This window comes from Hymenobacter terrenus (assembly GCF_000972495.1).
Taxonomy (GTDB): Bacteria; Bacteroidota; Bacteroidia; order Cytophagales; family Hymenobacteraceae; genus Hymenobacter; species Hymenobacter terrenus.
In genome coordinates this window covers 36810-62045 of record NZ_LATM01000016.1, presented here as the reverse complement: position 1 = coordinate 62045, position 25236 = coordinate 36810, and the positions used below count along the sequence as shown (strand labels likewise).

At 56.1% G+C, this 25236-nt stretch carries 18 protein-coding genes; 12 read left to right on the top strand and 6 right to left on the bottom strand.

What is annotated here, in order from left to right:
* Positions 1–7: 7 nt before the first annotated feature.
* From WX88_RS17625 to WX88_RS17615, 3 genes are all read right to left on the bottom strand, one after another.
* Entirely contained in the window at positions 8–928 is a 921-nt protein-coding gene (locus WX88_RS17625; RefSeq protein WP_046245720.1) for a metallophosphoesterase, read from the bottom strand.
* 114 nt (positions 929–1042) lie between these two features.
* Positions 1043–2257: a Smr/MutS family protein gene (locus tag WX88_RS17620; protein ID WP_046245719.1), complete on the bottom strand. Its 1215-nt coding sequence runs from the start codon at positions 2255–2257 to the stop codon at positions 1043–1045.
* Between the two features lie 280 nt (positions 2258–2537).
* The gene (locus tag WX88_RS17615) at positions 2538–3530 is read right to left on the bottom strand and encodes a DUF2279 domain-containing protein (protein ID WP_082116128.1); all 993 of its coding nucleotides are present in this window, start codon (positions 3528–3530) and stop codon (positions 2538–2540) included.
* A 170-nt stretch (positions 3531–3700) separates the two neighbouring features.
* Between WX88_RS17615 and WX88_RS17610 the strand changes: the two genes are divergently transcribed.
* Positions 3701–6496, top strand: a complete 2796-nt coding sequence (locus tag WX88_RS17610; protein WP_046245718.1) for a DUF4961 domain-containing protein — start codon at positions 3701–3703, stop codon at positions 6494–6496.
* Positions 6497–6566: 70 nt separating this feature from the next.
* Here the strand turns inward: WX88_RS17610 and WX88_RS17605 are convergent, their stop codons facing one another.
* Positions 6567–7412: an N-acetylglucosamine kinase gene (locus tag WX88_RS17605; RefSeq protein ID WP_046245717.1), complete on the bottom strand. Its 846-nt coding sequence runs from the start codon at positions 7410–7412 to the stop codon at positions 6567–6569.
* Between the two features lie 249 nt (positions 7413–7661).
* Here WX88_RS17605 and WX88_RS17600 point away from each other — a divergent pair, with 249 nt between their 5' ends.
* Positions 7662–8870, top strand: coding sequence for a T9SS type A sorting domain-containing protein (locus tag WX88_RS17600; RefSeq protein ID WP_046245716.1), 1209 nt, complete (start codon positions 7662–7664; stop codon positions 8868–8870).
* A 566-nt stretch (positions 8871–9436) separates the two neighbouring features.
* Here the strand turns inward: WX88_RS17600 and WX88_RS17595 are convergent.
* Positions 9437–11077, bottom strand: a complete 1641-nt coding sequence (locus tag WX88_RS17595; protein WP_046245715.1) for a RagB/SusD family nutrient uptake outer membrane protein — start codon at positions 11075–11077, stop codon at positions 9437–9439.
* A gap of 20 nt (positions 11078–11097) precedes the next feature.
* On the bottom strand, positions 11098–14112 hold the full coding sequence (locus WX88_RS17590; protein WP_046245714.1) for a SusC/RagA family TonB-linked outer membrane protein: 3015 nt from the start codon (positions 14110–14112) through the stop codon (positions 11098–11100).
* Between the two features lie 646 nt (positions 14113–14758).
* On the opposite strand from WX88_RS17590, the gene WX88_RS17585 reads away from it, so the two are divergent.
* From WX88_RS17585 to aroF, 10 genes are all read left to right on the top strand, one after another.
* Positions 14759–15448 carry a hypothetical protein gene (locus tag WX88_RS17585; RefSeq protein ID WP_046245713.1) on the top strand — a complete coding sequence of 230 codons (690 nt, stop codon included), beginning with the start codon at positions 14759–14761 and terminating at the stop codon, positions 15446–15448.
* 99 nt (positions 15449–15547) lie between these two features.
* Positions 15548–16672 (top strand): alpha/beta hydrolase-fold protein, encoded by a 1125-nt coding sequence (locus WX88_RS17580; protein WP_197076831.1) that lies wholly within the window; start codon positions 15548–15550, stop codon positions 16670–16672.
* Positions 16673–17022: 350 nt separating this feature from the next.
* Complete coding sequence (locus WX88_RS17575; RefSeq protein ID WP_046245711.1) at positions 17023–18456, top strand: anthranilate synthase component I family protein; 1434 nt, start codon at positions 17023–17025, stop codon at positions 18454–18456.
* 79 nt (positions 18457–18535) lie between these two features.
* Positions 18536–19105: an anthranilate synthase component II gene (locus WX88_RS17570; protein WP_046245710.1), complete on the top strand. Its 570-nt coding sequence runs from the start codon at positions 18536–18538 to the stop codon at positions 19103–19105.
* Positions 19106–19200: 95 nt separating this feature from the next.
* Positions 19201–20196 (top strand): anthranilate phosphoribosyltransferase, encoded by a 996-nt coding sequence (gene trpD, locus WX88_RS17565; protein WP_046245709.1) that lies wholly within the window; start codon positions 19201–19203, stop codon positions 20194–20196.
* Positions 20197–20297: 101 nt separating this feature from the next.
* Positions 20298–21119 (top strand): indole-3-glycerol phosphate synthase TrpC, encoded by an 822-nt coding sequence (gene trpC, locus WX88_RS17560; RefSeq protein WP_046245708.1) that lies wholly within the window; start codon positions 20298–20300, stop codon positions 21117–21119.
* 11 nt (positions 21120–21130) lie between these two features.
* Positions 21131–21859, top strand: a complete 729-nt coding sequence (locus WX88_RS17555) for a phosphoribosylanthranilate isomerase (protein ID WP_231590736.1) — start codon at positions 21131–21133, stop codon at positions 21857–21859.
* 173 nt (positions 21860–22032) lie between these two features.
* Positions 22033–23229 carry a tryptophan synthase subunit beta gene (gene trpB, locus WX88_RS17550; RefSeq protein ID WP_046245707.1) on the top strand — a complete coding sequence of 399 codons (1197 nt, stop codon included), beginning with the start codon at positions 22033–22035 and terminating at the stop codon, positions 23227–23229.
* Between the two features lie 149 nt (positions 23230–23378).
* Complete coding sequence (trpA, locus tag WX88_RS17545) at positions 23379–24155, top strand: tryptophan synthase subunit alpha (protein ID WP_046245706.1); 777 nt, start codon at positions 23379–23381, stop codon at positions 24153–24155.
* Between the two features lie 75 nt (positions 24156–24230).
* Positions 24231–25235 carry a 3-deoxy-7-phosphoheptulonate synthase gene (gene aroF, locus WX88_RS17540; RefSeq protein ID WP_046245705.1) on the top strand — a complete coding sequence of 335 codons (1005 nt, stop codon included), beginning with the start codon at positions 24231–24233 and terminating at the stop codon, positions 25233–25235.
* Position 25236: the final 1 nt, after the last annotated feature.

Here is a 25236-nt window from a genome sequence, read left to right as displayed (position 1 = left end):
CACCCGGCTACACCCACACCAGGCCGGCCGCCGTCAGCTCCTGCTCGCCGTGCCAGCGGTAGGCCACCAGCTCGCCGCCTTTGGCCACGCTGTAGTCGAGGCACACGGAGTGCGGCGTGAGCAGCACCGGCTGCCCGTGCAGCCAGTAGTGGCCGAAAAACACCGGCGTTTCGTCCTGGTAGTAGCTGGCATCGGGTAAGGCGGCCAGGTCCACGGCTTGGTCTGCCAGCGCTTCGATGGACTCCAGGTAATAGTTTCGGTAGGTGGCCGCCGCCGGGTTCAGCCACCACGCGGTGCGGACCATGGTGCGGCGGTGGCCGTCTTTGTCGAAGAAATGGTGGCCGCTGGGTAGCGCCGCCTCGTGCCCTTTCAAGGTGACTTCGATGGCCGTAAACTCCGCGGAGCCTATCCGGCTGGCTGCCAGCAGAAAGTCGGGTGTCACGCGGGCGTCGGGCAGCTGCTCGCGCAGGTAGGCAATGTAGCGGGCATCCCAGCAGGCGTGCACCACGCGCAGGCCGGGCAGCTCCAGAAACAGCGGCAGCGTCTGAAACCACGCCAAATAATCCAGCCACTCCGCAAACCGCTCCTTGGTACTGAACTCCTCAATGGTGCGCAGGTGTTGCAAAATATGGTGCGGCCGGTGGGGTCGCAAGTGGCCGCCGCTGGGGTCCAGCGCCCAAAAGGCCAGCGCGTTGTACTCGTGGTTACCCATCACGGCCAGGGCCGCGCCACCCTCTACCATGCCCCGCACCACTTGCAGCGTTTCGCGAATGGCCGGGCCGCGGTCAATAAAATCACCCACAAATATTATCTGCCGGCCCGCCGGGTGGCGGTAGATGCCCTGGGCATCGGGCACGTAGCCAAGCTTTTCAAGCAGCCGATGGAGCTCCGCCGCGTGGCCGTGAATATCACCGATAAGGTCGTACATGGTTTTGGTGCCTGGTGCTTAATCTAAATCAAAAATGTCATGCGGCGCAGAGCGAAGCCTCGCTCTGCGCCGCATGACGGCTTGCTTACTCAGCTGGGCAGTAGCAGCAAAAAGTTACTTCAGCCGCACCAGCGTGGCCCCGAAGCCAAACTTCTCCTTGCGGGCGTCCTCGAAAAACTTGATGTCCTTGTTGCGGCTCAGCTGGCGGTGGATTTCCTTGCGTAGCACCCCATTGCCCATGCCGTGGATAAAGACGATTTCGTGCATGTTGGTGGCCAGCGCCCGGCTTAGCGCATCCTCAAAGGCATCGAGCTGCAGGCGCAGGATGGCCGTGTTGGACAGCTCCTCCTTGTTATCGGGCCGCAGGGCCTCCAGGTGCAGGTCGAACTCGTGCGGCGGCGCGACTACCGGAGCGGCGGGCGCCGGAGTGGCGGCGGCTACCACCGCGGCCGGCCTGGCCGGCGCGTCGCCGCTGAGCTGGGCTTTCAGCGCGGCGGCATCGATGCCCGCGGGCTTGGTCGGGGCGGGGGCGGGCGCTGGTGTTTCCTGGGCTAGCTGTTCGGGCGCAATGGCCGCCGCTGCCTTTTCATCGAGCTGAAAGAGGTAGGCATCCTTCTGAATAACCGGCGCGGGCCGCTGGCTGGAGTAGAACGTGCTGGCCTTGAAAGCCTGCCGTTTGGTGAGCAGCTCGTAGGCCGCATCACCGTTGAGGCGGGTAGGCAGGAGCTGAAAGATGACGGCGGGCCAAGTCTCGAAATCCTTCAGGTGCAGGAAGGAGAGGGGCCTGGTTGAAGCTTTGGGGCCCAGCTTGTCGGCGGCCAAGGCGCGGTAGGGGCGGGTGCTGGTTGCCTCGCCGTAGGTATACAGCACGTCAGCCTCCGTGTTGTTGATGAGCGTGACGCCCAGCAGCTCGGGCGACTGGTGCACCAGGGCCAGGAACAGGCCCTTGGCCGCCGGCGCCTGCTTGCCCACTGGTGGGGTGCCGGCCGGCTTGGCCACCCCGGCCCCGCTGGATGCCACGGCGGCCAGCGCTTCTTGCAGAGAAGGCTGCGGGGGCTTGGGCGCCCCGCCCGGTTTGAGCTGGCTTTTGCTTTTATCCTTCTTGCTGGCGTTGGCGCTTTTGCCGGGCGTCTGGCCGGGGCCGTAGTCGGGGGCGGTGCGGTCGAAGTTCTTGCCTTCTTCCTGGGCCACCACCACTACTTCGCGCCGCAGCACGGGAATGGTGAAATCGTTGTCGATGGCCACTTCCACCAGCTCGCTGTCGAGCAGGCGGGTAACAATTCCTTCCTCGGTGCCGGTGAGCAGGCGGACTCTATCTCCTACATTCATGTATCGCGGATTTAGTCGAATTTTAGGGATTTCACGGATTATCGGTTGGGACAATCCGCGTCGTTTTTCCAGGCCGATGGGGCCCGGGGTTTGCAAAAGTACGTTTTTGCCAGGGCGTTGGTCGTTCCAGGCGCTTTGGGCCATCGTCCGCAAGCGTTTCGGCAACTAGAGCCGTAGGATTCAAGTTGATGCCTGTCAGTCAAAACAGCTAAACAACCTCCCTGCCACGGCTGCTCAACAAACAGCCCGTGAAATTCACTAAATCCTGCTAAATCCGTGATTATTGGTAGAGGCCGTGAAAGCTGAACCCGTTGCGGCCGTTGTATTCCAGGGCCGGGGCGGGCAGGTGAAAGATGCTGAGGACGTAAAATACCCGCTTCAGGAATACACTGCGAGTAGGAATGCGGCGCAAATCCACGTCGAGCGACAGGTAATACTGGCGGTAGGGGCGCAGGCCGGCCGCCGCATTGGTCCCGTCGTCATTGTACACCATGTCTTCGCCGCCGTAGCCCACGGCGGGTTGCAGCCAGCGGGGCCAGCGGTTGCCGGGCTTAAGAAAAGCCCCCACATCAGTGCACAGCCAATACGTCTGGCCATTGTAGTCTTTGAGCAGGCGCTCGGGCACGCTTTTGCCGAGCACATTGGGGCGCTGCCGGGCGTAGCTGGTGAGGTGAAACGACCATTTGGGCATGATGCGCACGTCGTGCCAGGCCAGTTGCTGGGCCAGCAGCCCGGCCGAGCCCAGAAAATTGGCTGCCAAGTCGGTAGCCGACGCGCCGTAGGCGGGGTCGCGGCCATCCAGTAGTTCGAGTGGGCTCTGGATGACGAACCCCACGAAAGAACCATACCAAATGGCCTTTTTCTCGCTCAGGCCGGCCCAGCGCAGCATGTCCACGGCCCCGCGGCTTTCCTGAAAGGCCCCCCAGAAGTGGCCGCACTTATCAAGCTGCTGCCACTGGGGCAAGTCGTTGAACCAATGCAGTGGCACCCGCTCTCCGGTGTACCAGCTTGTGGTGAGGCTAGTGTAAATAACGCCATAGCTGAGCGCCGAGCCGCCCACCAGCAAGCGCAGGCGCCGCTTACGCCAAGCCGCCGAATCAATCGGAGCAGGGGTGGGAGTGGCGGCCGGGAGGACCGCAGGCGTCACGGCACTGTCGGGGCGGGCAATTGCTTGGGCCGCGCCGGGCGCTAACGGCGCAAGCAGTAGGGCGGCCGCTAGCCCCGCCGTGTGCCACTGCCGCAACTGAGTTAAAAGGCGAATAAATAGCTTCATGCGGGCATTACTGGGCTGCGAAGGTACGCCAGGCCGTGAGCAAGGCCGCCCTGCACCGGGGCGGCACCGTATCTTGCACGACCAACGGTGGCCCCGCTTTCACAAAGCCAGACAATTTGCCCCGTTCTGCTGTTTCCGCCTTATCTGTCCCACCTTTTTATAATTTCTCAATGCAAACATTTCGACGCTTGGCAGCCCTGCTGCTGACACTACTGGCCTGGACCACCCAGGCACAAGTAGTTACCAACCAACCGGTTTTCTTTACCGAAAACACGCCCGTTACCATCAGTTTCGACGCCAGCCAGGGCAATGGCGGCTTGCTCAACTTCACGGGCGACGTTTATATCTGGACCGGTACCGTGACCAACCTCAGTGCCACTAATATCACGTGGCGCAATGTAAAAAGCCCCAATTTCGGGCAAGCCGACCCCGCCGCACTCATGACCCGCGACGCCGTCAATCCTAACCTCTACCGCATCACCTTCACGCCCCGCACCTTTTACCCGGTACCCACCGGCGAAACCATCCTGCGGCTGGGCATGATTTTCAAGAATGCCGATGGCTCCGTAGTAGGCCGGGCAGCCGGTGGCGACGACATCTTCGTGGATGTGTACCAAGGCGGGCCCGCCGTTCGCATCACCAATCCAGCACGGGCCGCTAATCCGCAGTTTGTGACTCCCGGCGCGGCCCTGCCCATCACCGGCGAAAGCGCCCAGGCGGCCAATCTGGTCCTGACCCTCAATGGAACCCAGATTGCCCAGGCTACCAACGCTACCACCATCAGCAGCAGCGTCACACCCTCGTTGCCAGGTCGCAATGTAGTCAAGTTAACGGCTGGTACTGGTGCGGCGGCCGTGTCTGATTCTGTTATCCTGGTGGTGCGGCCTACTGTGACGGTGGCTGCTCTGCCTGCTGGCGCCCGCGAAGGCGTGACCTACCTGCCTGGCGGCACGTCGGTCATTCTGGCCCTCACGGCACCTAATAAGCAGTTTGTATATGCTGTTGGGGAGTTCAACAATTTCGAGACGACCAACAATGGCTTTATGAACAAAACTCCCGATGGCAATATGTGGTGGGTGCAGCTCAACGGCCTCACCCCCGGCCGGGAATACGCCTATCAGTATCTAGTAGATGGCAGCTTGCGTGTGGCCGACCCGTACACGGAGAAAGTCCTTGACCCTAACAATGACCGGTTTATTCCGGCGGTGACCTACCCTGGCTTGCGTTACCCCGCCGGCCAAACCGGCATCATGGCGACTTTCCAGACCAACCAAACGCCCTACCCGTGGCAGGTAAATAACTTCACGCCTCCAGCCAAGACCGACCTCGTGATTTACGAGCTGCACGTGCGTGACTTCGTCGACCGACACGATTATGAGACACTGCGCGATACGTTGCGTTACATCCAGCGCCTGGGCGTAAACTGCATTGAGCTGATGCCAGTGAATGAGTTTGAAGGTAACGACAGCTGGGGCTATAACCCAAGCTTCTATTTTGCCCCCGACAAGTATTACGGCACGAAGGACGCCCTTAAGGCGCTCATCGACGAAGCTCACCGCCGTGGTATGGCCGTAGTGCTTGATATGGTGCTCAACCATTCCTGCGGCCAAAGCCCCATGGTGCAGCTATACTCCGACGGCGGCGGGCCGACGGCCGATAGTCCGTGGTTCAACCGCGTAGCTACCCACCCATTCAATGTCTGCAACGACTTCAACCACGAAAGCGCATTCACAAAGACCTTCAGCAAGAATGTGATGGACTTCTGGGTGAATGAGTATCGCATCGACGGCTACCGCTTCGACTTAAGCAAGGGCTTTACCCAAGTAAATTCGGGCAATAGCGTGGGGGCCTGGGGCAATTACGACCAGTCGCGCATCAACATCTGGCTGGACTACAATAATCACATTCAGGCAAACCGCGCCGGTACTTACGTTATCTTAGAACACTTTGCTGACAACAGCGAGGAAACCGTGCTAGCCAACGCTGGTATGATGTTGTGGGGTAACATGAGCGGGGCCTACAGCCAAGCCGGCCAGGGCCGTACCAATAATACCGATTTTAGTGGCGGCTACTATGCTGCGCGCGGGTGGCTACAGCCCGGCCTGGTTAGCTACATGGAAAGCCACGATGAGCAGCGTAATATGTACGATGCTCTAACCTCTGGCCTGAACGATGGCTCCGGCTACGATATTAAAAACCTGCCTACGGCGCTGGCGCGCATGGAAATGAATGCGGCTTTCTTCCTGCCCATTCCCGGTCCCAAAATGATATGGCAGTTTGGCGAACTAGGCTACGACATTGATATCAACCAGAACGGACGTACCGGCCCTAAACCCATCCTCTGGAACTACTTCCAGAGTACCGACCGCCGCCGCCTGCACGATACCTATGTTGACCTTATTGCCCTGCGCAAGCAGCCGGGGCTCAGCACGGCCACTTTTACCTACCAACTAGGAAGCCAGTCGAAAGCAATGCACCTCACCGCTCCCACCACCAACGTGACGGTAGTAGGCAACTTCGGCATTTTTAGCGACCAGATTGACCCTGATTTCCAACAGGCCGGCAAGTGGTACAACTACCTCTCCGGCGATAGTATCACAGTAGTAGGGACGCACGATTTGCTGAGCCTCAATCCCGGCGAGTTTGCTGTGTATACTTCCCGCCGCATTCGTCGCACTGTTTTAGCCACCCGTGCCACCGAGTTAGCCAATGTATTTCACCTCAGCGCGGCACCCAATCCCGCCCGCGGGACTACCACGGTGCAGTACCAACTGCCCGCTACCGGTCTCGTACAACTCACTGTTCGCAACGTGCTGGGTCAACGTGTGCTGGACCAGCCCACGACCCGCGAAGCTGCCGGCACCCACAGCCGCGAGCTGCCACTGGGCAAGCTTGCTCCCGGCATCTACATCGTGCAGCTCCGTGCCGACAGCCGTCAACAAACGCTCCGGCTAGTGGTAGAGTAGAGCGTTAAACTCCAAAAGTGAAAAGCCCGCCTAGTGACTCCAGGCGGGCTTTTCATTTATAAAGGGTACTCTATTTCTCTTCGTGGTAGCTCACTAGGTCATCAATAGGGGAGCGGCTAATCTTGCCTACCTCCATGCCGTGTTTGCGGGCCACGTGCGTCAGCACATCGCGAAAGTTGTAGCCCACCGAGCCGATGCAGTTGAACGTGTAGTCCTGGTAGCGCGGATAGTGAAGCACGAGGTTCTGGAAGAACGTCTCAAAGCCTTCGAGCACGATTTCGCGGCAATAGCTCACGTTATTGTGGTCGTAGGCAAACTTAGAGAAGCTTGCCAGGAAGCGATTGGGCAGGGGCTGGTTGTAGAGCCGGTCAAGAATATCATTACGGGAGCCTAGGTTATACGTCTCGCGGAATGACTCTTGAAGGCCATCGGGCAGCAGCCCACGCATGTAGTCGCGCAGCAGCCGCTTTCCAAAGAACGAGCCCGAACCCTCATCACCTAAGAAATACCCCAACGAATCCACATTGTGCGTGATTTTTTCGCCGTCATAGATGCAGGAATTGGTGCCCGTACCTAGGATAGCAGCAAAACCAGGTTTGCGGCCGAGCAGGGCCCGAGCCGCCGCCAGCAGGTCTTCCGTCACGTTTGCCTTCGCCTGAGGAAAAAGCTGGCGCAATGCCGCCGCTATTACCTCAGCCTTCTGCTCAGACGAAACCCCCGCGCCGTAGAAGAAGATTTCCGTTACTTCCCCCCGCGGCAACGTGTCGGGTAAGTGCTGGTTGAGGGATGCCACGATGGCCGTGGTATCCACAAAATCGGGGTTGTACCCTTCAGTATTGAAATAGACGCGGTTATGCGCATCATCAAGTTGACACCAGTTTGTCTTGGTTGAGCCACCGTCGGCAATTAGAATCATAAAAACAGGATTGTGCTGGGAAAGACGACGAAAGTAGTGACCAGCCAGGAAATGGTTCGTAATTACTGAATCATAATGGCAGTAGTACACCAAATGAACTCTCTACTTCGCAGCTTTCGCCGACGAAAACATGTGGTTGGACCCCATAATCCGTTATATTTAGAGCACTTTCATTATTCATCCATCCTTTCCGGAGGATATTGTGCCATTCATTCAACTTTTCTCACCTTTTCTAAATAAAAACCCACCATGAAGAAACTTTTTACTCTTGCCGCTGCCGGTACTATGGCAGTTGGTTCACTCACCGCCCAGGCTCAGGTAACGGTCGATGGGGTTCTGTCAGCAGCTGAAATCAGCACTGCTAACTACCAGCTTGTTGGCAAGTTTACTACTCCCCGTGGGTTCGGTGACTATGGTCTGCTAAGCTTGTATGCTGCCAGCAGCCCTACCAAGTTTTATTTCTTCGTGGCGGGCACTGTGGAAAACAATGGTAACGCTTTGCAGCTTTATATGGACCTGCCCGGCGTAACCGGCGCAACCACCGGTGTTTCGCTGCCAGCCGGAGCCGCTGGTACGTCCTTTGAGAAAATGACGGCTAAGCTGGACTTGCCTGCTGATATGGCTTTAGCCTTGCGTAGCGATGGCACGGGCTTTCAGGTAGAAGGCGCTGTCTACACTTCGGCCACCGCTGCTACCTCCCGCAAGCTCACCACCACTGCCGCTCCTGTATCTGGTACCGGCACCGCCCTAACCCTACCTACTCCCACCGGTACGGGCTACAGCAAACTGGCTGGTGCCCGAGTGGCGTATAGAACCACTACTAGTGGAAAAGTTCTGACCAACCCTGGCTATAATGCCTCGACTGCGACTCCTGCTTATGGCGCGGCCGGCTCCTTTGGCTGGGAAATCGAACTAGACCGTGCGAACTTTACGCTTGCCACCGGCACTCCTACACTAAGCATTTTTGTCGTGCAAAATAACCCCACGGGTGGCTTTTTGTCGTCAGACTATATTCCGCAGAGCACAGGAGCACTCCCCGCTTCTGGTGGTTTCCCCTCGCCCAACCTGGGTGGGCCAGACAATAATAGCGGCGCTGGTAATACTGGTGGTGCCGTTGATTTCGCCATTGTTCCCGGCCGCCAAGCCACTACCATCACCTTGGGTGCGAGTGGAATATTGGGCAATAAAGCAGCCGAAGCTGCTGTGGCAATGGCCGTGTACCCCAACCCCGCCATTGACGCCGTCACTATTGCCTACAATGTAGCTAATAAGTCGGATGCTGTGAACGTGGTCCTGACTGACCTAATGGGCCGCCAAGTGCGCGTGTTGGAAAATAGCGTGAAAAGTACTGGTACGCAACTCACGACCGTAAGTACGGCTGCGGTGGCTGCCGGCACCTATTTGGTACAGGTACAAGTGGGCGAAAATATCTCAACTCGTAAAGTAGTGCTGCTGTAGGCTTCGAGTTTTCAGTCATAAAAAAAGCCCTGCCGCATTTGCGGCAGGGCTTTTTTTATGACTGAAAGTTGGGTGGAGCAATTTTACGCGGATATAGGACTATGAAAGTGAGTCAATGGAATACGGATCAGTGTTATCAGCGCGCTCATAGGCTCAACTAGATTGAGTGGCAATTATTTAACCTTGAGATTTATATACAAAATAAGGTAGGTGGTAGCGCCACTTTCAGGTTGCACCCAGCACACCACTATATTATTCCTTGATTCTGGTTGAGGACGAGGCTATTTGGAACTTCTGCACCTAAAGCACTTCTCCAGCTGATGTATACTTCATTAGGCTCCTCTCTCTCTTGGTTTCGCGCTCTAAGCAAACCGGGAGCATACGGGGTGAGGTTTTCCGCCTGCATCGTGTATGCGAGCCGGAGAAATCGTATAATTAATAACTAGGATAATAATGGTTTTTTGCCGGCTACAGTACTTGGGCAGTGTGGAGTAAGGTCACTCATACTTAAAAAAAATGCCTTGTGCTCTTAGCACAAGGCATTTTTCTGAAATCAGTAGGTAAACCTAATACCCCGGATTCTGCTTTAGTTTGGGGTTAACCGCAATATCCTTGGTTGGAATAGGAAACAGGTTATAAGTATCAGCTACCGACCGCATTGGGATAACTGTGCGAGTGGGGTCGTTAACTTCTTGAACCGTAGCTCCTTTCCACTGCCATAGCTTTGCGTTTGAGGTGAATTTATCGAAGCGAATCAGGTCAGTACGGCGATGACCTTCCCAGTACAACTCACGGCCACGTTCGGCCAGAATGAAGTCGAGGTCGATACTGCTCACGTTGCCTGAATTGCCGTTGTAGGCCCGTTGACGCAACTCATTTACATAGCCAATGGCCGTGGCTTGGTCACCACCTTGCCCGCCACGAAGCACTGCTTCAGCATACATCAAGTACACATCGGCGAGGCGGAACATGGGGTAATCAACATCGACGAATCTTTTGTCGGGATCCTTGCCGTCGGCTCCGGCCGAAGTTATATTCTTGTATTTCGTAACTGGAATTCCGTCCGTAAAATTATTCACCAGTTTATTCAGGTCGATTGACTGTCCTTTCTGAAAGAACATGGCTCGGCGGTCGGTTTTGCCAGTGGTATCGGCAAAGCTGAGCACGAACTCACGACGGGCACGTAAACCGCCCCAGCCACCGTCCACGCCATAGACTGAGGGGCTCATGGCACCTCCCACAGCCGCATGTACCAGATAAGTAGTCCCACCGAAGGAACGACTGGCAAGGCCATCGGCCACTACTGGGAAGATGAGTTCGGGTGAGGTATTATTATCAGCCAGGAAGTTTTTACGATACTCATCCGAAAGAGTATACCTATTCTGGGCAGTCTGAGGCTTAAGAATAAGATTACAGTACGTCAGGCAGTCGGTGTTACGTTCCTGACCTGTATACACCTTAGCATTGAGGTAAAGCTTTGCTAAGAGCATCCATGCCGCAGCCTTATCGGCGCGGGCATACTCGTTCTGGCGGGGAGCTATCAAATCACCTTCGATGGCTTGCAACTCTGACTCGATATATTTAAATAGGTCCGCCCGGGAAATCTGGTTGGGCTGTATAAAGCCTACCAGGTCGTTTTCAGTGGTGAAGGGGACGTTGCCAAACATGTCGATGGCATGCCAGTAGCTTAAAGCGCGCAGGAAGCGTGCTTCGGCGCGGTAGGTCTTGATGTTGGCCAAGTCTTGCGCATTCGTAATGCCGCGGTCGCTGAGCTTGCCATCAGTAGTTTGCCGTAAGAACTCGTTACAGGCCGAAACCTGGAAGAAGATACGGTTGTACATCATCCCAAGAAACGAGTTGTTAGGTTGCCAGCCGATGATGTTGTACTCCTGCGCGCCAGCGTCCCCCCAGGTCAGGGTTGCCTCATCAGTCGTGATTTCCTGCGCATTCCAGAGTTGGCGCGTGTACACCGTGAAGCCTTCGTCGTCGGCAACAATGTCCGGAATACCCGAGCCACCTTGCTGTCCACTCAGAATAAGACCGCCGTATAGCTTAGCAAGCACATTTTTATAGCTTGATGGGTCGCTATATACCGACTCTGTGTTGGGGTCGTAGATAGGGGAGCGGTCTAGATCACAGCCCGATACCAGAGACAAAGAAGCTGCTACCCCTAGGGTTGCCAGGCTCCTGGTGAAAGAGTATTTCATGGTTCTTAAGTTTAAGATAATTAGAAACCTACGTTCACACCGAAGGTATAAGTTCTAGGTACCGGGTAAAAATTGTTATCAATTCCGGGAGCAGTCGAAGTCCCAATCTCAGGGTTGATGCCTGAGTAGGAGGTAATCAGGAAGGCATTCTGTACAGCCAGGGAAAGCCCAACGGTACCTTTGCCCACCTTACCAAGGTTGTAGCCCAGCGTCACGTTCTCCATACGCAGGAACGATGCCTTCTCGACATAGTAATCCGACGCGAATTGGTTAGCCGTGAAGTTTGTGTACAGATAATCAGGATTGGCATTTGAGAAGAAACCACCATCCGCTGTGTTGTAGGTGTTATTGTAGTTGCCCAACTGTGATTTGGTGTTATTGTACACATAGTTGCCGATGTAGCTACGCATGGTGAATGCCAAATTGAGCTGATGGTAACGCAGATTAGAGCTAAGACCCAGCGAAACCTGCGGCGCTGGCGACTTGAAGCGGTACAAATCTTTTTCATCTACTTTACCATCATTGTTCAGGTCTTCGTATTTGCCCTCCAGGGGCTTACCATCGTCTCCATATACCTGCTTCATCACGTAGAATGAGTTAGTAGGGTGGCCTACCGAATTGATTTGGATACGTCGGCTCTGGCCGCCACCGGAAATGCCACCCGTTAGAATACCAATAGAGGTTGGGTTATTAATAAGCGAGAGACTCGTGATTTTGTTATCGTTGTGGGTTGCATTGACATTCACGGTCCAATCCACATTCTCACTGCGGATGATGCTGCCAGTCAGGGCTATTTCAAGGCCCCGATTTTCTAAGCTACCTACGTTTGCGGTCAACTCGTTTGTCAGGTTGGAGCCAGCAGGTACCGGACCCTCAAACAAGAGGTCTTCGGTCTTGCGCAGGTAAACGTCGGCAGTCGCCGTCAGGCGGCCATCCAGGAAGCTCAAATCCAAGCCTGCATTATACGTAGCTGTTTCCTCCCATTTCAGGTCAGCTACATATCCGCCCGCCCGTAGTGTATTGTAGAAGTCTGGCCCAAACTGGTAGCGGGCATCCAAGCCTCCGGCGGTGTAGACGGCCAAGTAGCCATAGTAACGCGTCTCTCCAATATCCTGCTGACCAGTGCGGCCGTAGCCACCCCGAAGCTTGAGGTCCGATAAGAAGGATACATCCTTTAGAAAGTTTTCTTCCTTCAAGCGCCAAGCCAGGCCCACAGCTGGGAAATAGCCCGTCCGGTAACGGGGGGCAAAGCGGGATGAACGGTCAGCGCGCAATGTAGCCGTCAGCAAGTAGCGGTTCTTCAAGCTGTAGTTTAAGCGACCATAGTACGATTCAAGTGCGTATTCGCCCCCATCGGGATAGGGCAGAGCCGGAGGCGTACGTATTGTTGTTCCGTTGGCTGCGTAGGTTGGGTTGCGCGGTGCGTAGCGGTAAAAGTTCTGGTAGGAGTGACCGGCCAGTAACTCCAAACGGCCAAATGCATCAAAATCACGAGTGTAGTTCAAGTAGAATTCATTCAACCAGTTGGAACGGTTTTGGCCATAAGACCGGTTGGTGCCAGCGCTAGCTGGCGTAGCGCTGTAGCCATTGCGCGAGCTGGGAAGAATGAACTCAGTACCATCGCCACGAGAAATATCGTAGCCAAGGTTAAAATTGGCTCTTAAACCGGGTACGAAGGGTAGCTGGTAATCAAGTTGAATGTTACCTAAGCTGCGTTTCACCGTGCTGCGGTCGCGCTGCTGCTCCAGGATGCCCAGCGGGTTTGCCGTGGCTATGGAGATAGGAGTACCATTGCTTTGCACGTGTTCGTAGTAGCCACCATAGGGTGCCCCAGCCGTATCGACGCGAACGGGGCGAGTGGGGTCAAACTGCACGGCCGCGCCAATAGCGTCAGATTTAGCAAAGCGGCTATCGGTAATGGCTCCCTTCAGATTGAGGTTGATGCGGAGCTTGTCGTTAAATAAGCGGGGAGTGATGCCCACGGCCACCGAGTTACGAACCAGCGACGAGGTCTTCAGGATACCCTCTTGGTTAAGGTTGCCATAGCTGACGCGATAGGGCACTTTGCCCACGGCTCCTGTGAAGTTAATATTATTATCGAAGGTGTAGGCTGTGCGGTAGATGGCATCTTGCCAGTCGGTGTTAGCCGTTCCCAGCTTGGCAGCTAGGGCCGGATCCCTGGCCGCCACTGCCGCCCGGAACTGGTCGCCAGTTAAGACATCGATGGTTTTGGTTTTTTGAGAAACGGAAAATTGCGAACTGAAATTAACAGCGAATTTGTCGCCAATGGCGCCCTTCTTGGTCGTAATTAAAATGACGCCATTAGAAGCTCGCGAGCCGTAGATGGCAGTTGCAGAGGCATCTTTTAAGACGGTGAAAGTCTCAATGTCGTTAGGATTGATGAGGTTCAATGCATTGGGTGAACCAGCTACCACGTTATTATCAACCGGCACACCATCAATAACTATGAGCGGGTCGTTAGACGCCGTAACCGATGAGCCCCCCCGGATACGAATCTGCGCCCCAGCTCCCGGAGCACCGCCATTGGTCGTAATGGCTACGCCTGCCACCTTACCCTGAATGAGCTGTTCAGGTGTTGTTACCTGTCCTTTTACAAACTCTCGCGAATCAACCGTTGCAATCGAACCGGTCACGTCTTGTCGACGCTGCGTGCCGTAGCCTACCACTACTGCTTCCGCCAACTGGGTCGCACTTTCCGCCAGATCCGTCGACACTTCAGCATTTTGGCCAGCTACCACCGTCACAGGGAGGCGTACAGAGTTATAGCCTACGAACGAAAAGATGAGAGTATGAGGCCCGGCAGGTACGTTCTGGATGTTATAAGTACCGTCCACATTGGATGAGCTACCCAATGAGGATCCTTCAATAAGTACAGTAGCACCCGGAATGCCTTGGTTCTTACCGTCGGTGACCCGGCCACTTACCGAGCCAGTTTGGGCGAAGGCCCCAGAGGGGAAGCCGAAGCCTGCGAACAATAGCAGAAACAGGAGCTTCGCTAGATAAGGGTGTTTCATGGAAAATAGGGTTGGTGGGAAAAATGAATGGTGGGAAATTCTAAAGAAGTTTGAAATAAAAGGCCTGCAAGGTACCAAAAAAATGGCATCGACGAGGTTATAGGCCGCTCTCCACATGTATTGAGATACTACCTGTTGGGCTCATTAATACTTCCCTAAAGTATGCAATGTTTTGCATGAATAATAGAAACGTGATAAGAACAACAAAAATAAATTAAACAGACTTAAATACAAAGGGTTATGTTGATGCCTGCTGCTTGGGTTTGCCGCATTTTGTTTTGCAAACGATTGGGGCCAGTGTTGTATTATGTGCCTTGATGAATTCTTGTTTGCTTCTTTAATTATACAACTGTTACTTTTTATCGCATACTACCCGGCCTGTGTTGATAACCATGGGATTGTCAAAGCCCATGTAATAGATAATTGGGTACCGGCTTGTAGCCCTGCTGAGCTATATAATAGTTAGGACCAAGTACGTGAGCGCACATGTATGATCCAACTGCGAAAGGTGCATTTTGCTGCTTTGACCAGGTACGCTACTCTACCACTTATCAGTATTCAGATTAGCACTACTGCTGGTTAATCGGTAGGGTAGGGACCTTGCAAGGGCAATATATCATCGTTACTTTTGGCTTTTCCTTAGAAAATGAAAAAACACTTACTGCTTCTCGTATTGCTGCTGGTTACTACTCTGACCAGCGTCTTGGCCCAGTCCCGGCCCGGTTCGCGCAAGCCCGTGCCCAAAGGCAAAGCTGCTTCTGGTGCCAAAGGTGCAGTGAAGCCCCCACCCGTGTATTCTCCCATCACCACGCAAGGAGCCAGCGACGATGAAGACACGCCGCCCGTGCAGGTGAGTAAGATTAAGCTTAATAAGCCAGTGCTCGTGTATTATGAAGAGCCAGCCCCAGGCAAATCCGTGCAGCAGCTCATCATGGCCGAGGCGAACCTGGGCCTGCTCAAAACGCTGGACCTGGAGCACCTCATGACGCGCCGCGAAGTATTTGTAGATGGCCTCGGTAATTTAGCTTTGCCGGGTAGCGACGTTACCAAGTACCGTTTGCTGGGCACCAGCGTGGTAGCCGAAGCAAATCGTCGCCCTGTGGGCGATGGTCGCAGCTTTTACTCCCGGTTAAAGGTACCGTCGGGGGTGCTGTACGTGGTGCGCGAGTCGGCCGAGGAGTACCGCCACTTTGTAAAAGGTCCCCAGAAAAAGGGTTCATTTCTTGATTTTCAGGCTAATAGCTTGCCTGGTATTGATTCAGTAAGAGCCGTATACACGTTGCGCAAGATGGATTCATCGGAGCGTGGCGCGGGCACCGGCGAAACCATCCGATAAAATAGTTACAGCGTGAGGACAATAAAAAGAGTTACGGTAGGCATTAGTGTGGGGCTCTTGCTGCTCACCCTGAGGGCCGGGTCCTTAGCGGCGCAAACCGTGCTGAAAATTGTTCGCGTTCCGACGAATACTCCGCCGTCCGATACGCTTTTTGTGGCAGGCTCCTTCAATGCCTGGAACCCCCGCAATACCGCGTACTCTCTAACAAAAAGCACTGACGGGACCTACCAAATTACCCTACCGGACAGCCTGGGAGCCATTGAATATAAATTTACCCGAGGCAGTTGGAAAACAGTCGAGGTAGGAGCCGACAAGCAGCAGCTAGCCAACCGCAAGGCCGATTTGCGCCAAAAGGGCGAAATTACCCACGAGGTACTGACGTGGAACGCGGCCCGGCCGTCCGGGCCCCAAAAGCACACGACCACACCCCAAGTGCGGGTTGTAGACGAATCCTTTCGCATCCCGCAACTAGAGCGTAACCGCCGCGTGCTGGTGTACCTGCCCGCCGACTACGCCAAAAGATCAAACCAGCGCTACCCCGTGCTCTACATGCATGACGGTCAGAACGTGTTTGACGACGCCACCAGCTTTAGCGGGGAATGGGGGGTTGATGAAATTCTCGACCACCTCCGGGCCACAGGTCAGGACCCAACGGGCAGCATCGTGGTTGCCATCGACAGCGACGAGCAGCACCGCGCCGATGAGTACATCCCGTGGTATAACGCTGAACTCAAAGCCGGTGGTCAGGGCGGGCAGTACGTCGATTTCCTGGCTCAAACGCTGAAGCCCTATATCGACGCGCATTACCGTACCCGGCCCGACGCACCGTATACCGGTATCGCCGGTTCCAGCCTGGGCGGGTTGATTTCAGTATATGCAGCCCTGAAATACCCACTCATCTTTGGTCGGGTAGGGGCATTCTCGCCTGCTTTCTGGGCGTGTAATGATTCGCTGCAAGCATTTGCTAAAACGCATCCGGCGGCCGCCACAACGCGGTTCTATTTCGTTTGTGGGCTGAAGGAGTCAGAAACCATGCTGCCGCTGATGACGGCTTGGCGTGACGAGTTGCAGACCGGTGGCGTCCTGGCCGTCAATCTTTCTTTTCATGCGCCTGCCGATGGGCAGCACCGCGAGTGGTTTTGGCGACGGGAGTTTACCGATGCCTATGCCTTTCTGTTTGACAAAATGGCTCCCGTGAAGAATAAAGCTCGAAAGCAGAAGTAAATAAAAGTAACAAGGTCAGAGTTGAGTCGTTGTGATATTGCTGATGACTGATTGATTTTGCTACCAAGCTGGCAGTAAATTTTAGGTGAGCTTGCTGGTATTTTAAAAAAAGCACCTTTATATTTGCATCGCGTTTCTACTAAACGTTTTTTCAATATGACTTCATATCGTACTTCTCAAGCTTGGTGGTGGCAGCTCCGAAACATCGGACCGGACTGCCTGTGCGCTTAGTGAAGTCACCTTTGATTTTGCCTTTGACCACAAAAGCCCGGCCTACCGCCGGGCTTTTTGCATTCTAATTGTTTAGCTAGGGCCACCAATTTCGTCCCTCCAGTTTATTTCACGCTTCCGTGTCTTACCAACTCACCACCCGCACCCGCCGCCTCCTGGCCGATACCGTAACGCCGGTGGGCCTATACCTGCGTCTGCGGGACCAAAGTACCAATTGCTTATTGCTGGAAAGTGCTGACTATCACGGCCAACAAAATGCTTTCAGCTACTTGGTATGCGAGCCGCTGGGCACATTTGAACTGCGCCGCGGCGGGGTGCTGCGCCAGTCCTTTCCGGGTGGCCACGAAACCACCGAAACCTTAGCGCACCCGCGCCAGGGGCTCACCCGGCTGCGCGAATTCGCGGCGGCTTTTGCGCCGGATGAATCGGCGACGAAGTTTCCTTTTATCAGCACCGGTTTGTTTGGCTACATTGGCTACGAAGCTGTGCAAAGCTTTGAGGACGTGGCCCTGGACCCGGCCAAAGTGCCAGCCGGCGACGTGCCCCTCATTCGCTACGGCGTGTACCGTTACGTCATTGCCTTCAACCACTTTCGGCAGGAGCTTCACTTATTTGAGCACAGTGTGGCCGGCGAAAGAGCCCTCGATACCGAGGTTGATGGGCTGGACCGCCTCGAAAATCTGGTGCGCAACCCTAGCGTACCGGCCTTCAGCTTTGCCACCGTAGGTGGAGAAGCCAGTAATCAGACCGACGCCGAGTTTCTGGCACGGCTCACCCAGGGCCAGGCCCACTGCCTGCGCGGCGACGTGTTTCAGATTGTGCTCTCACGCCGGTTTCAGCAAGGCTTTTCGGGCGACGAGTTCAACGTGTACCGCGCCCTGCGCTCCATCAACCCCTCGCCCTACCTCTTTTATTTCGACTATGGCGACTACAAAATCTTCGGTTCCTCGCCCGAGGCCCAAGTATTGGTGCAGGGCCGTGAAGCCAGCCTTTACCCAATAGCTGGCACTTATCGCCGCACCGGCGATGACGCCGCCGATGCCGCCGCGGCTCAGCGACTAGCCGCCGACCCCAAGGAAAACGCTGAGCACGTAATGCTGGTGGATTTGGCCCGCAACGACTTAGCGCGCCACGGCACCCAGGTACAGGTGCGCACGCTGCGTGAAATCCAGTTTTACTCGCACGTCATCCACTTGGTCAGCCACGTCACGGCCGAGCTTGATGCGGGCACCGACACCTTGCAGGTCGTCGCCGATACGTTCCCGGCGGGTACGCTCTCGGGCGCGCCCAAGCACCGGGCTATTCAGCTGATTGATGGGCTGGAACCCACGGCTCGAGGCTATTACGGCGGCTGCCTGGGTCATCTGGGCTTCGATGGCAGCTTTAACCACGCCATCATGATTCGCTCGTTTTTGAGCACTGGCAACCAGTTGTATTTCCAGGCTGGCGCGGGCGTGGTGGCGGCTTCCAACGTGCAATCGGAGTTGGAGGAAGTACACCATAAGCTAGGGGCCCTGCGAGCGGCCCTCTTGGCAGCTACTCAGGTCATGTAGCAGTTATCAGGTAGCTGTTCCATTTCAAAAAATGAACTTATCGCGCGGTTAGTAACTGAATTATTGATTGCTAAAAGATATGAAAATCCTCGTTCTCGACAACTACGACTCCTTCACCTACAACCTGGTGCACCTGCTACGCGAGCTTGGCCACGGCCCCCGCCTGACCGTGACGCGCAACGACCAGTTGCCTCTCGAAGCGGTGGCTGCGTACGACGCCGTTCTGCTGTCGCCTGGCCCAGGTATTCCAGCCGAAGCGGGCCTGATGCCAGCTATTATCGAGCGATACGCGCCCAGCAAGCGGATTCTGGGGGTGTGTCTGGGCCATCAGGGATTGGCCGAAAGCTTCGGGGCGGAGCTTTACAATATTCCCGCCGTATTGCACGGCGTGGCCAATGAGGCCGAAGTGACAGTTGCCGAGGAGCGCCTTTTTACGGGTCTGCCGTCCCGGTTTCAGGTGGGGCGCTACCACTCCTGGGCCGTGCGCCCGGAGTCGATGCCAGCCACGCTGGAAGTGACGGCTCGTGATGGCAACGGCGAGGTGCTGGCCTTCCGGCACCGGCAATACGACGTGCGCGGCGTGCAGTTTCATCCTGAAAGCATTCTTACGGAGCACGGCGCGAAGATGCTGGAAAACTGGCTCAGCTAGTCAGTAGCTTGCAGATTTTGCTTTGAGTATTTTAAGTTAAGAACGAAATCGTTCTCACGACACGGGGCAAAGGCTCCGCGCTACATTCAGCGATTTTGAAACAGATTCTCACCAAGTTATTTGACCACCAGCCCCTGACCCACGTGGAGGCTCATGCTGCCATGCGTCAGTTGGGCGAAGGTGGGGCCAACCCGGCCGAAACGGCAGCCTTTCTGGCCGTGTACCGCATGCGGCCCATCACGGTAGCTGAACTGGCGGGCTTTCGGCAGGCTCTGCTCGATTTGAGCCGCGACCCGGGGTTGGGCACCAATGAGGTGCTCGACATCGTGGGAACTGGCGGCGACGGTAAAAACACGCTCAATATCTCTACGTTGGCGTGTTTTGTGGTAGCCGGGGCGGGCATGCCGGTAGCCAAGCACGGCAACTTTGGCGTGTCCTCGGTGTCCGGGGCGTCCAACGTGCTGGCGCATTTTGGCTATGATTTTGAGGCTAGCTCCGACCAGATGCGGCGGCAGCTAGAGCGGGCAGGCATCTGTTTCCTGCACGCGCCGGCCTTTCATCCGGCCATGCGCCACGCCGGACCGGTGCGCCGGGAGCTGGGCCTGCGCACCTTCTTCAATATCCTCGGCCCACTGGTGAATCCGGCCCGGCCGGCCTCGCAGTTGTTGGGTGTGTTCAGCCTAGAATTGCAGCGCGTCTATCACTATCTGATGCAGCCCACGGGCACCCGCTACGCCGTGGTGCACGCCCTTGACGGGTACGATGAATTGGCGCTGACTAGTTTGGCCAAGGTCGTTTCCTCGTTCGAGGGTGAGCGGCTGCTGACTGCCGACACGCTGGGCCTAGCCGCCTGCACCGCTGCCGACCTAGTTGGCGGCAGCACCGTAGCCGCGGCCGCCGGGCTCTTCAAGCAGGTGTTGGACGGGGGCAGCACGCCTGCACAACGCAATGTGGTGACGGCCAATGCTGCCCTGGCACTCCAATGTGCTCGTCCCAGTCTAAGCTGGGAAACGGCCCTGGCGCAAAGCCGCGAGTCGCTGGATTCGGGCGCGGCCAAACGAGCTTTTGAAACTATGCTTACAATTAATTAATGGAAGAGTTATCAGGTTGAAACAAACCTTCAACACAGCCTTTTCATTCTGCATCAAACCACTAATTCTTCCTTCTCACTCTACCCTTCTTCCCCTCAATTATGTCCTCCATTCTCCAAAATATCGTTGCGCACAAGCGGAAAGAAGTAGCCACCCGCCGCGAGCTGGTGCCCACCAAGCTGCTCGAAACCAGCCTGTATTTCAATTCTGAGCCGCTGTCGCTACGGCAGTACCTGCTGCGTGAAAACGGCAGCGGCCTCATCGCTGAGTTCAAGCGCAAGTCGCCTTCCAAGGGTTGGATTAATCAATACGCCCCGGTGGAACGCACCACGCTGGGCTACATGCAGGCCGGCGCGGTAGCTCTGTCCATCCTCACGGATGGGGAGTTTTTCGGAGGTAAAAACGAGGACCTGACCACTGCGCGCCGCTTCAATTTCTGTCCCATTCTGCGCAAGGATTTCGTGGTCGACGAATATCAGATTCTCGAAGCCAAGAGCATTGGGGCTGATGCCGTGCTGCTCATCGCGGCCGTGCTTACCCCGGCGGAAATTGCTACGCTGGGCGGGCTGGCACGGTCGCTGGGCCTGGAGGTGCTGCTTGAAGTACACGACGCTGAAGAGCTGGCCCGCTCAATCAATGCCGAAGCCGTGGATTTAATCGGTGTCAACAACCGCAACCTGAACGATTTCAGCCTGAGCCTGGATACTTCCCTGGAGCTGGCGGTTGCCATTCCGAACGAGTTTGTGAAGGTTTCGGAAAGCGGAATTTCTACAGTCGCCGCAATCGGGCAACTGCGCGAGGCTGGCTACCGGGGCTTTCTGTTGGGTGAGGCCTTCATGCGCCACGCCCGTCCGGAGCGCGCCTGCGCCGCGCTGGTCCAGGAAATTGCCGCCTTACCCCAGCCCGCTGCGCTCGTTGCCTAAACTGTTCGCTGATGAAAACGCCCCGTCATCTTCCCGCTGATGTTGCCCTGGCTGCTGGCCTGCCCGCGGCCGACACCTCGCGGCGGCCCCTGGGGGCGTCGCGGCTGCTGGTGAAGGTGTGCGGCATGCGCGACGTGGCGGCGCTGGCTGCCGTAGCCGAACTGGCCCCGGATTTTCTGGGGTTCATTTTTGCACCCAATTCGCCGCGCTTCGTGGGCGAGGTGCTGAGGCCCGAACTAGTGCAAGCCCTGCCCCCTGGTATCTGGAAGGTTGGCGTTTTCGTGAATGAGACTATCGAAAATATCTTGGCTACCGCGCAACGCTTTGGGTTGGGCGCGGTGCAGCTACATGGCCAGGAAACTCCTGCGCAGTGCGAAGAATTGAGCGAGGCCGGCTTGCTGGTGATGAAGGCTTTTTCGGTGGGCAATGCGGTTAATTTCGATGCACTACTGCCCTACGTGCCGTATTGTGACTTCTTTCTTTTTGATACCAAAGGTGCGGCACCCGGCGGTAATGGGGCCGTTTTCGACTGGAATTTATTGGCCGGCTACAATCTGCCGGTGCCATACTTTCTGGCCGGTGGGCTGGGCCTGGAACACGCCTCCGAGCTAGTGGCTCTACACCTACCAGGCTTGGTCGGCGTCGATTTGAACAGCAGCTTTGAAACCGCGCCGGGCGTGAAAGACGCTGGTAGGGTAGGGCAGATGCTGGCAGCCTTGCGCCCGGCGGCAAACACATGACTTACAAACAATCACTGCAATGAAACTCATGCAGCGACAGCGGAGCATCTCACTCGCTATTGTTGAACCGCAGGTCAGCGGTGCTAATGCTTGAGTTACTGCTGTCCACTCACTGCCTCGTTGCGCTGCATGATACTGGCTTAAATACTGATTAGTACTGAATACGAATTGCCATGACTCCATCCTACCAGCAACCTAGCGCCCGTGGCTACTACGGCGAATTCGGCGGCGCTTTCGTGCCCGAAATGCTCTTTCCCAATGTGGAAGAACTGCGCACCCGCTACCTGGAAATTCTGGCTGACCCGGATTTTCAAATTGACCTACAGCATTTGCTGCGCGATTACGTGGGCCGACCCACGCCGCTGTTTGAGGCCAAGCGACTATCGGAACGCTACGGCACGCGGGTTTTCCTGAAGCGAGAAGACCTGTGCCATACCGGCGCTCATAAAATCAACAACACCGTGGGGCAGATTTTGCTGGCCCAGCGGCTGGGCAAGAAACGCATTATTGCCGAAACCGGGGCTGGGCAGCACGGCGTAGCCACGGCCACCGTCTGTGCCCTGATGGGGTTGCCCTGCGTAGTATATATGGGGGCCACCGACATCGAACGGCAGGCGCCCAACGTGGCTCGCATGCGCCTGCTCGGGGCCGAAGTTCGCCGCGTCACCAGCGGTAGTCAAACCCTGAAAGACGCTACTAACGAGGCCATTCGCGACTGGATTGCCAATCCCGTGGATACGCACTACATCATCGGCTCGGTGGTGGGGCCGCACCCGTACCCCGATTTGGTAGCCCGCCTGCAAGCCGTCATCAGCGAAGAAATGCGGGCTCAGCTGCTGGAAAAAACCGGCACCGAATTGCCCGATTTTGTGGTAGCCTGCGTGGGCGGCGGCTCCAATGCGGCCGGCGCGTTCTATCATTTTCTGGATGAGCCTTCGGTGCGTCTCATTGCCGTGGAAGCGGCCGGGCATGGCATCCACTCGGGGCACTCGGCGGCGACGTCAGTGCTGGGCACGCCGGGCATCATCCACGGCAGCCGCACGCTGCTGATGCAGGACGAGCACGGTCAGATTACGGAGCCCTACTCGCTGAGCGCGGGGCTAGATTATCCGGGTATCGGGCCGTTGCACGCCCATCTGGGCGCCTCAGGCCGGGCCGAGTTTATTGCTATCACCGACGATGAAGCTCTGCAAGCCGTGAGCGAACTGAGCCGGCTCGAAGGTATTATTCCGGCCTTGGAAACGGCTCATGCGCTCGCAGCCCTGGCGCAGCTCGGCGCCGGCCCCGACGACGTGGTGGTGGTAAATCTTTCGGGCCGTGGCGATAAGGACCTGGAAACCTATCTCAAGAACATGGATAAGCTGTTGTAAATCAACGCGCAATGCTTTGTGAGGTTTAAAATTTAAGCCTCGCGAGGCCTCGCTCTTGTCACCTTACGCTGCGGGCTTCTTTCTATCCATTTATTCCACCTGCTTCTTCTCACTCCGCGAGACTTAAATTTCGCGAAACCTTGCGCTAAATGAATCGCATCCAAACGGCTTTTCAGCAGAAGAAAAACCTGCTCAATATGTACTTCACGGCTGGCTACCCCAGCTTGCACGACACCCTGCCTCTGGCGCAGGCGCTGGTGGATGCCGGGGCCGACATCCTGGAAATCGGCATGCCTTTTTCTGACCCGCTGGCCGATGGGCCGGTTATTCAGCGCAGCAGCTCGGTGGCCCTGGCCAATGGTATGAACCTACCGGTTTTATTTGGGCAGTTGCAGGCGCTACGGGCGGCCGTGCCCGACACACCCGTACTGCTCATGGGCTACCTCAACCCAGTGCTTCAGTTTGGCGTGGAGACCTTTCTGCAAAAGGCTGCCGATGTAGGCATTGACGGGCTGATTTTACCCGATTTGCCGTTGGATGAGTATGAGGAAACGTACCACCCTTTATTTCAGAAATACGGCCTGAAAGCGGTATTTCTGATTACGCCGCAAACCTCAGAAACTCGCATTCGTCGACTAGATGCTCTGTCGGAGGCCTTTCTTTACCTAGTTTCGGGGCCCGGCACCACCGGCGGCACCACACTGCCCGATGTAGAAGCGCAACAGGAATACTTCGAGCGCATTGCAGCTATGAATCTAAAAAATCCGCGTCTCATCGGCTTCGGCATTGCCGATAAAAAGGGCTTCGACCATGCCTGTAGCCATGCCGATGGCGCTATCATCGGCTCGGCACTCATCCGGGCGCTGGAGGATGTCGAGGATGCGCCGGCTACGGCGGCCCATTTTGTTCAGGTCATTAAGGGCTAGCCTGTTGCATAGCGCCTAATGGCATCACTCTTGCCCAATCAATAATCCGCGAATTCGTCAAACCCGTCAAAATCCGTGATAATTCAACTTGAAAAAGCGGCCTCCGTGCCAACCATTACCGAGCATCTGAAGCAGCAGGGCTACAAAACCACCGAAGTCACTACCCAGCACGCGCACTACCTGGTGGCCATCGGGAAGAAGGAACTGGACATTCGCGGCGTGGGCCAGCTGCCGGGCGTGCGCGACGTGCACCGCGTATCCGACGACTACAAGCTGGTGAGCCGCAAGTGGCGCGTGAAGCCCACCGTGCTCGACCTCGGCGATGGCGTAACCATCGGGGAAGGCACGCTGGCGCTGTGCGCCGGGCCGTGTAGCATCGAGAGCGAGGCTCAGATGGAAAAAGTAATGACGCATCTCGTAGAAAATAACGTGCGCCTGATGCGCGGTGGCGTTTTTAAGCCCCGCTCCTCGCCCTACTCGTTCCGCGGGTTGGGCATGGATGGCCTCAAGCTGTTTCACCGCATGGCCCGCGAGCGCGGCATCAAAATCGTGACCGAAGTCATGCAGGTGTCGCAGGTAGAGGAGATGCACGATTACGTGGACGTGTTCCAGGTGGGTGCCCGCAATACTCAGAATTTTAATTTGTTGGATGCTCTGGGCGGTGTAGACAAGCCCGTGCTCATCAAGCGTGGTATTTCAGGTACGGTTGAAGAACTGCTATCCTCGGCCGAGTACGTATTCTCGGGCGGTAATGAGAAGCTGATTCTTTGCGAGCGGGGCATCCGCACGTTTGAAACGGCCAGCCGCAACACCTTGGATTTGAATGCTGTGCCTATTCTCAAGGCAAAAAGCCATTTGCCAGTTGTGGTGGACCCTTCGCACGGCATTGGCTTACGCGAATATGTGCCGGCGATGGCGCTAGCCGCCGTGATGGCTGGGGCCGATGGTATTCTGTATGAGGCCCACGAAACGCCCGAAACCGCAGCTTCGGACGGTCAACAAACGTTGAATTTTGATGAATCGGCCCGGCTTATTCGGAATCTGCGGCGGGTGTTTAAGCTGCGCGGTGAGCTGGAGTAAT

Bases quoted from the DNA above. Each gene is read 5' to 3' on its own strand.
- WX88_RS17625 (WP_046245720.1), bottom strand. From the start codon at position 928: ATGTACGACCTTATCGGTGATATTCACGGCCACGCGGCGGAGCTCCAT.
- WX88_RS17620 (WP_046245719.1), bottom strand. From the start codon at position 2,257: ATGAATGTAGGAGATAGAGTCCGCCTGCTCACCGGCACCGAGGAAGGA.
- WX88_RS17615 (WP_082116128.1), bottom strand. From the start codon at position 3,530: ATGAAGCTATTTATTCGCCTTTTAACTCAGTTGCGGCAGTGGCACACG.
- WX88_RS17610 (WP_046245718.1), top strand. From the start codon at position 3,701: ATGCAAACATTTCGACGCTTGGCAGCCCTGCTGCTGACACTACTGGCC.
- WX88_RS17605 (WP_046245717.1), bottom strand. From the start codon at position 7,412: ATGATTCTAATTGCCGACGGTGGCTCAACCAAGACAAACTGGTGTCAA.
- WX88_RS17600 (WP_046245716.1), top strand. From the start codon at position 7,662: ATGAAGAAACTTTTTACTCTTGCCGCTGCCGGTACTATGGCAGTTGGT.
- WX88_RS17595 (WP_046245715.1), bottom strand. From the start codon at position 11,077: ATGAAATACTCTTTCACCAGGAGCCTGGCAACCCTAGGGGTAGCAGCT.
- WX88_RS17590 (WP_046245714.1), bottom strand. From the start codon at position 14,112: ATGAAACACCCTTATCTAGCGAAGCTCCTGTTTCTGCTATTGTTCGCA.
- WX88_RS17585 (WP_046245713.1), top strand. From the start codon at position 14,759: ATGAAAAAACACTTACTGCTTCTCGTATTGCTGCTGGTTACTACTCTG.
- WX88_RS17570 (WP_046245710.1), top strand. From the start codon at position 18,536: ATGAAAATCCTCGTTCTCGACAACTACGACTCCTTCACCTACAACCTG.
- trpC (WP_046245708.1), top strand. From the start codon at position 20,298: ATGTCCTCCATTCTCCAAAATATCGTTGCGCACAAGCGGAAAGAAGTA.
- WX88_RS17555 (WP_231590736.1), top strand. From the start codon at position 21,131: ATGAAAACGCCCCGTCATCTTCCCGCTGATGTTGCCCTGGCTGCTGGC.
- trpB (WP_046245707.1), top strand. From the start codon at position 22,033: ATGACTCCATCCTACCAGCAACCTAGCGCCCGTGGCTACTACGGCGAA.
- trpA (WP_046245706.1), top strand. From the start codon at position 23,379: ATGAATCGCATCCAAACGGCTTTTCAGCAGAAGAAAAACCTGCTCAAT.